This is a genomic window from Cytobacillus praedii (assembly GCF_001439605.1).
In the GTDB taxonomy this organism is placed as follows: domain Bacteria; phylum Bacillota; class Bacilli; order Bacillales; family Cytobacillaceae; genus Cytobacillus; species Cytobacillus praedii.
Genome location: NZ_LMBX01000005.1, coordinates 243,678 through 257,632 on the forward strand (window position 1 = coordinate 243,678; position 13,955 = coordinate 257,632).

Annotated in this window: 14 protein-coding genes, 1 pseudogene and 1 other annotated feature; of the genes and pseudogenes, 13 read left to right on the forward strand and 2 right to left on the reverse strand. The window is 34.5% G+C overall.

Annotated elements, in window-relative coordinates; genetic code table 11:
* Window positions 1-5: 5 nt before the first annotated feature.
* A complete protein-coding gene (locus ASU02_RS08050) occupies window positions 6-353 on the forward strand; it encodes a hypothetical protein (protein WP_057762806.1) in 348 nt (115 codons plus the stop codon).
* A 79-nt stretch (window positions 354-432) separates the two neighbouring features.
* Here the strand turns inward: ASU02_RS08050 and ASU02_RS08055 are convergent.
* A pseudogene (locus ASU02_RS08055) lies at window positions 433-1,236 on the reverse strand (nucleotidyltransferase domain-containing protein).
* Between the two features lie 162 nt (window positions 1,237-1,398).
* Here ASU02_RS08055 and ASU02_RS08060 point away from each other — a divergent pair.
* From ASU02_RS08060 to ASU02_RS08100, 9 genes are all read left to right on the forward strand, one after another.
* Window positions 1,399-2,106 (forward strand): DUF2711 family protein, encoded by a 708-nt coding sequence (locus ASU02_RS08060; RefSeq protein ID WP_057762808.1) that lies wholly within the window; start codon window positions 1,399-1,401, stop codon window positions 2,104-2,106.
* 128 nt (window positions 2,107-2,234) lie between these two features.
* On the forward strand, window positions 2,235-2,558 hold the full coding sequence (locus tag ASU02_RS26920; RefSeq protein WP_232426203.1) for an RNA polymerase sigma factor: 324 nt from the start codon (window positions 2,235-2,237) through the stop codon (window positions 2,556-2,558).
* A complete protein-coding gene (locus ASU02_RS26925; protein WP_232426204.1) occupies window positions 2,555-2,773 on the forward strand; it encodes an RNA polymerase sigma factor in 219 nt (72 codons plus the stop codon). The genes ASU02_RS26920 and ASU02_RS26925 overlap by 4 nt, the downstream gene beginning before the upstream one ends.
* On the forward strand, window positions 2,760-3,659 hold the full coding sequence (spoIIP, locus tag ASU02_RS08070; protein ID WP_057762810.1) for a stage II sporulation protein P: 900 nt from the start codon (window positions 2,760-2,762) through the stop codon (window positions 3,657-3,659). Before ASU02_RS26925 ends, spoIIP begins: the two co-directional genes overlap by 14 nt.
* Before the next feature lie 70 nt (window positions 3,660-3,729).
* Window positions 3,730-4,004: a binding site (T-box leader), on the forward strand.
* Between the two features lie 60 nt (window positions 4,005-4,064).
* Window positions 4,065-5,705 (forward strand): methionine--tRNA ligase, encoded by a 1,641-nt coding sequence (gene metG / locus ASU02_RS08075; protein WP_057762812.1) that lies wholly within the window; start codon window positions 4,065-4,067, stop codon window positions 5,703-5,705.
* 1,437 nt (window positions 5,706-7,142) lie between these two features.
* The gene (locus ASU02_RS08085; RefSeq protein ID WP_057762858.1) at window positions 7,143-7,985 is read left to right on the forward strand and encodes a DUF2935 domain-containing protein; all 843 of its coding nucleotides are present in this window, start codon (window positions 7,143-7,145) and stop codon (window positions 7,983-7,985) included.
* A gap of 349 nt (window positions 7,986-8,334) precedes the next feature.
* Window positions 8,335-8,841, forward strand: a complete 507-nt coding sequence (locus ASU02_RS08090) for a hypothetical protein (RefSeq protein ID WP_057762815.1) — start codon at window positions 8,335-8,337, stop codon at window positions 8,839-8,841.
* Window positions 8,842-8,900: 59 nt separating this feature from the next.
* Window positions 8,901-9,419: a GNAT family N-acetyltransferase gene (locus ASU02_RS08095; protein ID WP_057762816.1), complete on the forward strand. Its 519-nt coding sequence runs from the start codon at window positions 8,901-8,903 to the stop codon at window positions 9,417-9,419.
* 178 nt (window positions 9,420-9,597) lie between these two features.
* Window positions 9,598-10,122, forward strand: a complete 525-nt coding sequence (locus tag ASU02_RS08100; protein WP_057762818.1) for a GNAT family N-acetyltransferase — start codon at window positions 9,598-9,600, stop codon at window positions 10,120-10,122.
* Between the two features lie 136 nt (window positions 10,123-10,258).
* Here ASU02_RS08100 and ASU02_RS08105 read toward each other — a convergent pair whose 3' ends face one another.
* Window positions 10,259-10,978: a hypothetical protein gene (locus ASU02_RS08105; protein WP_057762820.1), complete on the reverse strand. Its 720-nt coding sequence runs from the start codon at window positions 10,976-10,978 to the stop codon at window positions 10,259-10,261.
* A gap of 110 nt (window positions 10,979-11,088) precedes the next feature.
* Here ASU02_RS08105 and ASU02_RS08110 point away from each other — a divergent pair, with 110 nt between their 5' ends.
* Genes ASU02_RS08110 through tatA form a run of 3 tightly spaced genes read left to right on the forward strand, consistent with a single transcriptional unit; the run spans window position 11,089 to window position 13,815 of the window.
* Window positions 11,089-11,838, forward strand: a complete 750-nt coding sequence (locus ASU02_RS08110; RefSeq protein ID WP_057762822.1) for a gluconate 2-dehydrogenase subunit 3 family protein — start codon at window positions 11,089-11,091, stop codon at window positions 11,836-11,838.
* Window positions 11,839-11,887: 49 nt separating this feature from the next.
* Window positions 11,888-13,603 (forward strand): GMC family oxidoreductase, encoded by a 1,716-nt coding sequence (locus ASU02_RS08115; RefSeq protein ID WP_057762824.1) that lies wholly within the window; start codon window positions 11,888-11,890, stop codon window positions 13,601-13,603.
* Window positions 13,604-13,623: 20 nt separating this feature from the next.
* Entirely contained in the window at window positions 13,624-13,815 is a 192-nt protein-coding gene (gene tatA, locus ASU02_RS08120) for a twin-arginine translocase TatA/TatE family subunit (protein WP_057762826.1), read from the forward strand.
* The last annotated feature ends 140 nt before the right edge of the window (window positions 13,816-13,955 follow it).

The window sequence follows — 13,955 nt, forward strand, 5'->3', positions numbered from 1 at the left end:
ATGACATGCCGTGTATCCACGAATTTGGGATCATTGATGAAATTGACAAAATGAAAAGTTATACCGAATATACCCCACAGAAATATAATTGTATATCTGTTGATGATGATTTACTCAATAGTTTAAGTGAACAATTATCTATCATGAAAACGTACTTTCATTCATTAAAACGACCAGAAATAGGTTTAGCTTATTGGGGAATCACCATCATTCCACCTGAGTCATTATCATTATTTTATGATGTAATCTCAACTTCTCCATACTTTAAGAAATCTGCTGAACTTAATGAATTGGCTTCAATAATCATTCAGGCATCAGTTGAAAAAAAATACATCATACATTATGGTGTGTAATTTTTCTAAGATATTTTATAAGAGTTAACTGTAGTAAAAAAGTACATTGCTAATAGCAATGTACTTTCAGCAGGGAAAACTACTGATTGATATAGCTGAATAGTTTCCTAATAAATTTACCGTCTACATCAATGCTGTAGTGACTATTTAATGCATTATACAATTCTTCAATTTTTTTCAAAGTATTCATATAAGCATGGTTTAATTCATTTTTATCTAGTTTTTAGGTGAATGAAACATAGTCTTTATAAGAATTGGGACTTATATCAGCCTCTAAATTTTTCGTACTGTTTAACCAGTGTTCTACATTTTTTTCATGTATTCTTATTAATTGTAATATATATTTTTGTACCTGTATGAGTCCCTCTAGTGAACGTGCGAGCTCTCCTCTTTTCATCACGTTAACACCCATCAGCCAAGCATTCACAAAATTATTGAAGGCAAAATTTACATTCTCATCTGTCATTCGATCAGGACCAGAACCAGATAAACCAACAAGTAAAGGCATTAACCGCTCGGTAGAATCATAAATATACATGGACTCTATATCAGGAAAAACACCTGTTCGCTTGAAACTTTTTATGATTTCCATCTCTGAGTCGGGAAGAAAATGAAACTCCCCGCGGATCATATTTGAAAAGATAGCTACTTCAGTCCGATATTCGTTATAAAATATTAAATCAACAGGGTACACTTCAGAAATCCAGCGTTTTGAGTCAAAACGATCGACAACATCATTTGCGATAAATATATAAAATTCTACATCTGAATATTGATCCCCTTGACCCTTAGTGAATGATCCATACATCATACAAGCTGAGATAGAATTATCATGAATACATTTATTTTTAATAATATCAATAATCTTTTCTTGAATTAGCATGTCTTTAGCTCCTTATCTACTATTTATCCACTTAGATAAGGTGAAATTCTACAATAGGACAAAACGAGCAGCACATATGGAATACTCCCTCCATTCTCGATAAATACTAGTATAGCATTATTCATAGTAATATTCTCCGAGTAAATGTGGGTGAATTAAAGCGTGAAACAAATAATGATAGGTAAAAGGGTATTTTCCAATCCACAGAGGTTTGCAGTATGTGCACCCGACGGCTTACCAATTAAAGAATATTATAAAGAAGTTTTTGAAGAGATTTTTGTTTTCTATCATCCCTTTATTAAACCGGAATCGATTGATTACGAATTATTCAAACCGGATACCTATCCAAACCGGAATGAGATTCGGGAAAATTGCGTAGTCGTTACTTGGAAACAGTTTTTAACATTATCAGGTATTGAGAATTTTAGAAAGTTAGATGTGGGTCTAAGAACAAATATTAATGGTTTGCGAGAAGAATATCAAGATGAAAACATAGCTCAGATGATTAAAAATACTTGCCGGGATAAAAAAATTGGTGAACCGACTGAAGGATTATTCCCATATTTTATTATGGATAATTTGCTTAAGGGGATCAAAGCATTAGGGCACAACTGGATCTGGTGTGGCAATGAATTTGCTACGGAACGGAAATTAACCTTTATAGATGATATTATTACTGATAACAACATACTTGATCAATGTAAAAACTTATTTACCAACGATCATCATCTTTTGATAACTACACATTGGGATAGTCATTTTTCTTTATTATGTTCTGGAAAAAGTACAGTAGAGCAGCTGGTGAACTATTGTAATCTAGAAGGTTTTTATTGTACAGATCAAACTGAAATTTATTGGAGTTTATCTTAGAATAATTAAGGCTAACTGGGCGTTTCTACAATGGTAGGGACGCTTATTTATATTTAACTTTAAATTCTGTAACCTTTTCATGAACTCAAACGATTAATAATCGAGTAAATAATTGAGGGGGGAAACATTTGTCCACAGTCGAGAATCTAGAAGACCGCAAAATCGAAATCTATCGCCGGCATTATTTAGACGTGTACCGCTTTCTTATTTGCTTTACTGGAAACCAAAATGATACGGAGGACTTAACTCAAGAAGTGTTTGTTCGTGTCATGAACAATCTTTCTAATTATAAGGTTGGGAGTTTAAAGATTTGGATTTTTTCAATTGCAAAACATACAGCTATTGATCATTACCGGAAAAAAAGGTTTAGCTCGATCTTTAAAGAAGTTTTTTTTAAACAGTTGCCCTCATCTGAATTGAAGCCTGAAGAGTTATTTGAGCAAACGAAGTGAAAAAAGTCGTTCACGCGGTAATATCAAAATTAAAACCAGATTTTCGAGCGGAAGTAATTCTTAGAGGCGTTAACGAATTTACTATAAAAGAAACGGCTGACATTCTCCATTGCAGCGAATCCAAGGTTAAGGTTGACTATCATCGGGCTTTGAAAATTCTCAAAAAAAAGCTCAACATGGATGCTAAGGAGGTAATAGGAAATGCAAACGGATAAGGAGTTATTAAATTTAATAAAAGAATCACATGAGATGAATCCTAAATCAGATTTTGTATCTAATACAGAGTTACACCTTAGAAAAACAGCAAAACAAATGAATAAAAAAAGTAGATACAAATGGAGAATAACACTTGAAAGCGGGTTCCTTGTTTGTAGTGTTTTATTGTTCTTCTCTTTAAGCGGCAGGGAATTTATCTATTACTCATTATCTCCATTTGGAGAGAGCAATTCAGTTTCTCCAGTTGGCAGCCAAGAACCATTAATTTATATTTACCATTCTCATGATCAGGAATCATTTATATCAGAAACTCAATCTTCAGATCCGAACATAGCTTACCACCCATCCAAGAATATTTCTCTAGTGGGAGAAAGGTTTAGTCAGTCTTTAAAAAAATATAAAATTAACACAAAATATGAAAATAGAGATATTATGAGTACTTTGATGAAAAATGGATGGAGTCATTCGAAGACATATACTGTTACAAGAGGATTTTTAACTGATGTTTTAGAAAACAACAAAAGTATAAAGATGGTATTTGATATTCACAGAGACTCAAAAAAGAGAGAGGCTACTACCATTAAAATTGATGGGAAAGATTATGCAACAGTTACATTTGTTATATCCAAATCCAATGCAAATTATGAAAAAAACTTAACGTTTGCAGAAAGCCTTCTAGAGAGAATAGAAGAAAAATATCCTGATTTGTCAACAGGTGTTATTGTTAAGACAAGTCTTAGGAATCAAAGTACCTATAACCAGGATTTAATAAATGAATCAGTTTTACTGAATATTGGTGGAGTTGAAAATACTTTGGAGGAGGAATATAGAACTGTAGATGCTTTGGCAGAAGTTATTAATGAAATACTAAGAGAAAAGAATTAGTTTTCTATATAGTCTGATATAAAAGATGTTGACTTATGAAAAATATATAAATAAACTAAATATAATTATAAAAAAAGCAATGAAGAGAAAAAGTAAAATGATATAGTTTTTCTCCAGAGAGCTTCGGTAGCTGAAAAGAAGCAAAAACATTCATTTGAACAATGGTCTCAGAGCTTCGTACTGAACATACTATTTGTATAAGTAGGATACGGCGAGTCTTGGCACTCGTTATCAATGTCACAGTATAAGAGTAGATTTTTTTCACTTCGTACTTGATGAGGCAGATGGTGTGAGTCATTTGCGAACTAAGGTGGTAACACGTGGTATTTAAACCCCGTCCTTAACTTTTACAGTTAAGGCGGGGTTTTTTGTTTTTTTATTTCTGTATAGTTGGAGGGTATATTTATGAGTATTTTTATTGGTGGTGCCTGGGCTTATGCTAATGGTTCATTACATCTAGGTCACATCTCTAGTTTGCTTCCAGGAGATATTCTGGCTAGATATTACCGTTTAAAAGGAGAAAAGGTTTTGTATGTATCAGGAAGTGATTGTAATGGAACACCTATTGCTATTAGAGCAAAGCAAGAAGGGGTTACACCAGCGGAAATTGCGGACCGATATCACCATGAATTTGTAGAGTGTTTTTCTAAGTTAGGTTTCTCTTATGATACCTATACAAGAACAGATATAGAGCATCATCATAAAATCGTACAAGAAATTTTTCTAGAGCTGCTTGAAAAGCGTTTGATATATAAGAAGGAAATGGAACAAACCTATTGTGAATACGATCAGCAATTCTTACCTGACCGTTATGTTGAAGGCATATGTCCAAATTGTGGAGCAAAAGCCGGTGGGGATCAATGTGATCATTGCTCAACCGTCTTAGAACCGCTTGAATTATTAGAAAGAAAATGCAAAATATGTGGCAGTACACCTATCACAAGGAAAACAGATCATTTTTATTTTTCCTTAAGCTCCCTACAACATTGTTTAGAAAGCTATACTCATAAAGCAGCAAATAAAAAACTCTGGCGAGAGAATGCAGTAGCATTAACAAAAAGATATTTGAAAGAAGGTTTACAAGATCGAGCAGTTTCAAGAGATTTACCAATAGGAGTAAGTATTCCAGTGGCTGGATATGAAGACAAGAAAATTTATGGATGGATAGAAGCCGTTTCAGGATATTATACAGCCAGCAAACTATGGGCAAAAGAAACAAATCATGATGACTCAATTTTCTGGAACTCATCAGCAATATCCTATTATGTTCACGGAAAAGATAATATCCCATTCCATTCTATTATTTGGCCAGCAATATTGACTAGTCTGGAAAAAAAAGCTTTACCTACTCACATCGTTTCAAATGAGTACCTGACTTTAGAGAAGAAGAAGTTATCGACGAGTAATAATTGGGCAGTATGGGTTCCAGACATTTTAGAAAGATATGAATCAGATTCAATTAGATATTTTTTAACTATAAATGCGCCAGAAAGTCGGGATGCAGACTTTTCTTGGAAGGAATTTATTTATAGTCATAATAGTGAATTATTGGGTGCATATGGCAACTTCGTAAACCGAACGCTGAAATTTATCGAAAAGTCATTTGATGGAATGATATCAGAAAAAGCTGCAGCGCCTACTATACAAAATAAAATCAGCTTATTGTACAGCGAAGTAGGGCACTGTATAGAATCCGCTCTATTCAAACAAGGATTGGAAAAAGTATTTGAACATGTAAGGTTCGCTAATAAATATTTTGATGAACAACAGCCTTGGAAGCTAATACATGACGATAAGTTTAAATGCAAGCAAACAATGGCTGATTGCGTCTATCTTATTGCTAATTTAGCGCAAATTTTGACACCCTTCCTTCCGTTTTCAAGCAGGAAGGTTCAGAAAATGTTATATATAACTGAAAGTAAATGGAAGCCAATTCAGGTTGATCTGCACCAATTATCCAATGTGGAACCGTTATTTGAGAGAATAGATATAGCAAGAATTGATGAAGAACTTGAAAGGTTATCTAATCAATCTGCTAAGAATTAATCATTTATTAGTAATTAGAATATTTCGCGTATTCATGAAGGGATTTACATGATTATCAGGTGATTAATGAAATAACAATAGATTCTGGAAATATTAAAGCAGGCCGTTTTCGAAAAAATTGTTAATAAACATAGTTTGGCTGGCTGGAATGTGTGAGACTTCTTCGGCTAGTGAGCAACTTGAAATGTAAGTCTGCCTCTAAACTGTATGTTTTCCAGCAGTGTTCAATAACATATGGTCAAAAATAACAATGTTTTAGAAATGAGCTTTAAAGTAAAAATGAAATTGAAACGATTCGTAGAAAATTTCGTCATTATATGTATGTGGGTTATCATCTAAGCAAGATTCAAAAGAGGTGGAATAATGGGATTTTGGTATTTCTTACTCTTATTTTTAGGGTCTTTCCTGGTAGTTAACGGGATTTTTATAAAAAGGACAGCATCGAAAATTAAGAAAATCGGATTTGTTATTGTAGGAGTATTTTGTATTTCATTCTCAATATTTATGTTTCAACCAGGTAGTGCAGAAAGAATTTTAACATTATTGAATAGCATTAATTAGAATATCGATCAAGGTAAAAATCAAGGATTAAGGTGTATGTTTTTTTTAATGCTGTTTTTGTAAAGTTTGTTGTTTTTTATTAACACTTTGTTACTTAGATAATTATATTAGGATAAAAACAGAGAATTAATAATAATGAGGTATCAGAAAATGAATGTAGAATTAACTAGAACTAAAGTCAAAGAAAGCAAATCGGAACGAGTAGATGAATAGTTAAATTTTTAAATGAAAATATGAAAGATGTCCCTATATTCAGAGAACATTTAAATGGCGATGAATACCTTTTAAGGTGAAGCAATTGTTATGATTCCTGAGAAAGTTAGAAAAAGTATGATATAACTTCTGACCTCTAATTAGAGGTCCTTTTTTATGCAATTCTAAACGTTTCAAAAGTAGTTCTCAGTTTCGGTTAATTCGCTAAACTGTTCATAGCATCTAACCACATAATTGAATACCTCTCAACCGCTTAGTATCACCCTTTATACAGTACATCAAGAAATCAACAATCTATGTGAAAACAGCCTTTTTAAAACATAGAGTTACTCATCTATGACTTTTTTTGAATTAGAAATAGAAACTAGTGTATGGCGATGCATTAATAACAAAGGATCGCTTTTTTTATTTTGTAAAAGAGAATTCCTATGACCCCATTAGCTTTTTTTGCAATAAGGATTTTATTTCTATTAAGTAAAATTTAAACAGAAACATATAGTATCCCTTATCAATTTTATTTATAAGACGTGTTGTATTTTTTATTAGTTTCAAAAGCTTAATCCCAGACTCAAAATATTACATATGAAGGCAGTCTTTTTTAGAACACTTACAAATATAATGTTAATGGTGGTTTTCTAATCTTGGGTATGGGGGGACATAATGATGAATGCTAACTCACAAGATTTGAATAGGGTTATTAATTCTGAAATGTTTGTTACACGATCTTTGGATGAAATTCGATTTTGGGCTAGAATTATGAAAGAACATTCTCTATTTCTTAGACTAGGGTTTCGGTGTGATGATACACAATTAATTGAGGAAGCCAATCAATATTATCGATTGTTTGAACAAATTGAACAACGATCCCATACATTTACTAATCAAACAGATCCACAACAAATAAAACGGTTTAATTCAGAAGTTCAGCAAGCAGCCACAGGTATATTTGCTTTTAAACGAAAAATATTAGGATTAATACTTACTTGTAAATTACCAGGGGCAAATAATTTTCCGCTATTAGTTGATCACACAAGCCGCGAGGCTAATTATTTCAGAAAGCGATTAATTGAATTGAACGAAGGAAAGTTGAAACCACTGGCGGATGCGATAATTAAAGAAAATGTATTTTTCTTAAGAATTATGGCTGATCATGCCAAGTTTATAGGGCATCTTCTTGATCCATCAGAGAGAAAGCTAGTCGATATGGCAAGAAACTTCAGCAATGATTTTGATCAATTAGTTTTTCAAGCAAGAGATTTGGAATCGATGAAACCACAATCTCAGACAGTACCCCTTTTAGATCAATTCCTTGATGAGAACCGCGTATCCGTTGTATCGCTTCGGGACTTTAAGAAAACAGCACGTGACTTAATTGAAGAATGTAAAATAAAAAGTATTATTCATCCATTGTTAGCCGATCATGTTTTTCGTGAGGCTGAAAGATTTCTTGAAATTATTGATATGTTCGAATCTCATCTGACAGGTGTAAAACCAAAAGGTAGATAAGACATTGTTAATAAACCTAACAGATTTTCATTTCTTTTCTTTGTTGTTTTGCAGAAAATATTTTCAATCAAGGCACCTATATAGGTGCCTCTAGTTATCTGGTTGAAGAATTAAATTCAAAAGTCTTAGGGTCTCATATTGACTGCCATGTTCCTCAAACACGTATGAGCTTTTCTTAAATAAGATCATTAAATGCGAAACCATCCTTGATAAAAAAACTAATTCGCCGGCTGAACATTGTAAATATTCAATCATACAGGTGCTAAGTGCTATTCTTCATGAAGGAGAATAGCTTTTTATGTTGAAGTAAAGAAGTAGTACATACATAGATGGAACAAGGAGGAAAGCATTGAGTACGAAAGGAAAGGTATTATTTCGAGTGTCAATTGGCCTAAATCTAATATTAATTACATGTGTCCTTTGGGGATTCATCAGAATAAACTTTGTGAAGGATCAAATTTTTAATACAGAAGTTCAAGATGATTTAGTAGAATTGGAGGGGTTAATCGCAAACCAAAAAGAAAATCAGTGGTCCACCCCTAATCTAGTCACTACCAAAATGGGAAGTGTATTAAATGGACTTTGGCTAGGGATCACAACGGGTAATCAAATGGGGACTCTATCAAAGAAGGATAAAGAAATACTACAGCGGTTGTATATGAAATTACATCAATTCCCAAAAGATGACTTGTATCGTTTCACTGATCTAACTGAAACGGACAAGGAAAATTTTGAAGAGCTGCGTGAGGTACTACGTGAAGTTGGCTTGGGAATGAATATATCAATAGATGAGAACTTTTATGAACAAGCGGAGGCACTTGAAGGAAAAATTGAATCGCCGTTAAGAAGAGAATAAATAATAGAAAAATGTCGTTTTTATTATCAATAACAATTAAATTCAAGGGAGAGATCCGTTTGATTATTAGAGAAGCGAAAGTAGAAGATGCGGAAGGAATATCAAGAGTGCATGTAGATTGTTGGAGAACTACATATAAAAACATTTTACCTAAAACATATTTGGATAGTCTCTCGTATGGACAAAGAACAGAAATATGGAAAAAGAATATTACAAATGCAGGCAATTATGTTTTTGTAGCGGAAAATAGCAAAGGAGAAATAGTTGGTTTTGCAGATGGGGGAAAAAGGGAAACCAATACTCTTAAAGATACTGGGGACTTAACATCGATTTATATCCTTGAACAATGGCAAGGACAAGGAATCGGAACAGGATTGATAAAACAGCTATTTTTGCAATTTAAAAAGTTAGGATACGAAACGATATTTGTTGAGGTTTTAGAAGATAATAAATCACGACTCTTTTATGAGGAAATGGGTGCCAAATTTTATAAATCTGAAAAAATGAATATAGGGGGAAAGGAATTAAATTTATTAGTTTATCGATGGAACGGATTGAATAGCATTCTTTCACATTAAAAGTGTGTAAGATTCCTGTCTCTTTTAAATTATCGAAAGATCAGTAACTCCATGGTGGTTTCGTTCAATTAAAGAACGTGATTGTCAGTGACACTTTTCTTAGACTCGTTTTAATAAGGCAGTAATCTGAGCATTCTTTATAATTACTATTATACTTGCACGTACAAAGGAGAGCAAAGTGACTAAAAATAATACTCAAGTATCGCTAAGAACAGGTAAATTGGATGATGCAAAAGCTGTTTTTGAAATTCAAAGTGAAGTTTTTTCAGAGAACAAATATATGGTTACTGTATCAGATGAATTTGAAGAATCGACGGAGCAGCTAAGAAATTGGATTCAATCAATTGTAGAGAATGAAAAAGAAACAATAATTGTTGCAGAAATACAGGGGAATGTTATTGGTTTTGTAGTATTTCGATCAAAAAATTCAAAACGGCTTGCACATACAGGTCATTTTTTTATCATGATAAAGAAAAAATATCGGGATATGGGTATTGGAAAACTCCTTATTACAGAGCTTTTAAATTGGGCAGAACAGAACTCTTCTATTGAGAAAATCAGTTTAGGCGTATTATCAACCAATCATAGGGCAATAGCCTTATACAAAAGTATGGGATTTATCGAGGAAGGCCGTAAAATTAAAGAAATTAAGTTTAGTGAGGATAGCTATGCGGATGACATTCTGATGTCTAAATTTGTTTAACGGGTATGTAATGTAAGAGTTGTTAATTAGGTTAAATAGTTGGTAAAAGTAAAGCAGGGATTTTTTAAACCCCTGCTTTTTTATGTAACTCATTTTGATGTCATTTTTATAATAATATTGTTTGTTGCTTTTCTTTTTATTTTTCCTTTGTCATTTTGATCAGTGTAATGATGTCTTTTGAAACCTCATTATATGGAACGGAATCTGCTTTTATATCGTTTTTTATCTTTTCAATCAGCTCAACCGCTGCAGGATTCGTTACCGTTAATGTTTGTACATTGCCATTAAAAACTTGGTTCATAAAACTTTTAGCTTTAATGAGGTTATCATCATCTTCTTGATCAGGAACAGTGGTAGCTGTATCATTTTTATTTAAATCTTTTCTAGACATTCCATCCACGCCCTTCAGGGTATGCTCCTGCATGGAGTCATATCGAGTGGAAGTCACCTCAGGAGTAGCACGTGCAAGAATGACGGTGTCATCAAGAACAAACACCTTTATGCCATTAATACCTTCACCGCCTAATCTTGATTCAAGATGAGAAGAAATTCCTCCATCATGCAACCCTGTGCTTCCTATTAAGCTATATACATTTGTACCAGTTCCATGAGAGGTTCCCCCATGCTCATCTGTAGTTTGCCTCTTCTCCCCATTTTCACTTGGAATAATTAAGCCATCATTTAAATTTTTCGCTGATACATTTTTATCATAGACATTGGTTGCAGGTGAGCCATGAATACCATGCTGTCCTTCCTCCGCTTTAACGCTTTCATCCATTCCATTTTGTTGGCCTGCACATGCTGAGAGGAATAAGATCCCACTTAAAAAGAACGTATTTTTCCAGATTACTTTCATTATTTTCCACCTCGTTTAATTAGATTTAAAGTTATCATGCCCAACTTTTTTTTATGTATGAATGAATTTTTTTGGGGCAATCTATCCTTAAATTGTAGGAGGTGGACTTTATGCCAGAAAACACCAATCAACAGGAAAAGAATGAATCTCTTACACGTCGAAGATTTCTCAAGAGTTCAGGAATCGCACTTGGGGGCTTGGCTGTAGGCGGTGCATTGGGCAGTTTAATTCCATTTAAAGAAAAAACAAATGTAGAAAATGTAAAAAGCAAGAAGACTGAAAACTATAATTTAGCATTAATGTATTTCACACAGGAGCAATTCAGAATGGTGGAAGCTGCAACCGAGCGAATTTTCCCTGCCGATGATAATGGACCGGGAGCAAAGGATCTAGGAGTAGCCTACTTTATTGATCACCAGTTAAGTGGAGATTGGGGCTTTAATTCTAGAGAATATATGCAGCCTCCGTTTTTCAAAGGTGAAAAAGTCCAAGGATATCAAGGTCGAATAAGAAGACGTGAAATATTTGATATCGGATTACGAGAACTTCAAAACCATAGTTTAACGAAGTATAAAAAGAATTTTATTGACCTGAGCGAAGAGGAACAAGACGATGTTTTAACAGATTTTGCAGAGGACAAGGTAAACCTGACGACGATCTCTGCCAGCGGATTTTTCACTATGTTAAGGAGCAGCACATTAGAAGGTGCCTATAGTGATCCATTATATAGTGGGAACCGAAATATGGAGGGCTGGAAAATGCGGAATTATCCGGGCAGTCAAATGGCTTATACGGATGTCATTGATAAAAAATTTACTGTGATTCCGCCAGTAAGTTTAAAGGATCATCTAGGACATTAATTGCACCTAGAAAGAATGCATGAAATTGACAATGAATGAGGTGTAAGAAGTGGCAAAAAAATTACCAAAGGTTGATGTTGTCATCGTTGGTGTGGGCTGGGCAGGCGGAATTATTGCAGCAGAGCTAACAAAACAAGGCTTAAATTGTGTAGGCTTAGAAAGAGGAAAGGAACGAAAAACAGAAGATTACTTTATGGTGCATGATGAGCTTCGTTATGCACTAAGGTATGAGCTGATGCAGGATCTTTCGAAGGAGACGATTACCTTCCGCGGAAATGAAAAAATCCGCGCACTGCCAATGCGGCAATATGGATCTTTTTTATTAGGAGATGGACTAGGAGGATCCGGTGTTCACTGGAATGGGCAAACATATCGCTTTCTTCCATATGATTTTGAAATTCGCTCTAAAACGATTGAGAGATATGGAGAAAAAAAGATTCCCAAGGATATGACCATTCAAGATTGGGGCATTACCTATGATGAGCTGGAGCCCTATTTCGATAAGTTTGAGAAAATGGCCGGTATTTCAGGGGAAGAAAATCCTCTTGGCGGGAAAAGATCCAATCCTTATCCGACTCCGCCGATGAAGACAACACCATCTCTTGAAAAATTCAAGAAGGCTGCAACTAATTTAAAGCTTCACCCATACAATCGTCCTTCTGCAAATCTTTCTGAGGCATATACAAATCCTGACGGTGTATCGCGGGCCGCTTGTCAATATTGTGCTTATTGTGAGCGGTTTGGGTGTGAATATGGAGCAAAAGCAGATCCTGTAGTTACCGTTCTTCCAGTAGCAAAAAAGACAGGGAAGTTTGAAATTCGTACACATTCCAATGTTCGACGAGTATTGAAGACTGGAAATAAGGCAACTGGAGTTTTATATGTAGATACAACAACGGGAGAAGAAATTGAACAGCCTGCGGATATTGTTGTGTTAACAAGCTATGTATTTAATAATGTACGCTTGTTGTTACAATCAGGCATCGGCCGTCCATATGATCCAAAAACAGGGACGGGGGTTATTGGAAAGAATTATGCATACCAGGTTCAAAAAGGCAGTGCAACTGGTTTCTTTGAAAAGGAAGAATTTAATACCTATGCTGGAGCAGGTTCGCTGGGTATGGTGATCGATGATTATAACGGTGATAACTTCGATCATTCCAAACTGAATTTTATTCATGGGGGCTCCATTGCCATATCACAAACAGGTTTGAGGCCGATTGCAAGTAACGTAGTTCCTAAAGGTACTCCGTCATGGGGGAAGGAATTTAAAGCAAATTCGATTAAATATGCAAATCGTACACTATCCGTAGGTGGACAAGGGTCAAGCATGCCATTTAAGCATCATTATTTGGATCTGGATCCAACATATAAAGATGAATTTGGAGATCCGCTTGTTCGGATTACATACGATTTTGAAGAACAGGATCGTCAGCTAGCAAAGTATTTAACTGAACGATGTGTAGATATCATGAAAGAAATGGGTGCGGATCGAATTGATTCGATGAATGAGCTAGGTCCTTACGATATTACAACGTACCAATCTACACATAATACCGGCGGAGTTATTATGGGAGCTGATCCAAATACATCGGCTGTTAATAATTATATGCAAATGTGGGATGCGGAAAATGTATTTGTCATTGGTGCAACAGCGTTTGCCCATAATGGAGGCTATAATCCAACCGGCACGGTGGGGGCATTATCATATCGGGCAGCTGAAGGTATTTTATCTTATAAACAAAAAGGCGGAATCCTAGCTTAAAAGAAGAAACGAGGGGCAATATGTTATCAAATATAGGAATCCCTGGCTTAATATTGATTCTAATCATTGCATTAATTGTTTTTGGACCGAAGAAGCTTCCAGAAATCGGATCTGCGTTTGGAAAGACCTTATCTGAATTCAAACGTACGACTGCCTCGATCATCGACGATGAAGATGAAAATCTTGTAGCAAGTAAGAAAGAAAACTCTTAAGTGGATAATGAATTTATATATTGTATAACTTTTCACTAAATAAGAAAGCACCCTAAAGGGGTGTTCAGATTGTCGACAAAAGGGGTTCGGAATGGTCTCATTCCGAACCCCTTTTTATAAAAAAGTCCTTAATTTTTTAC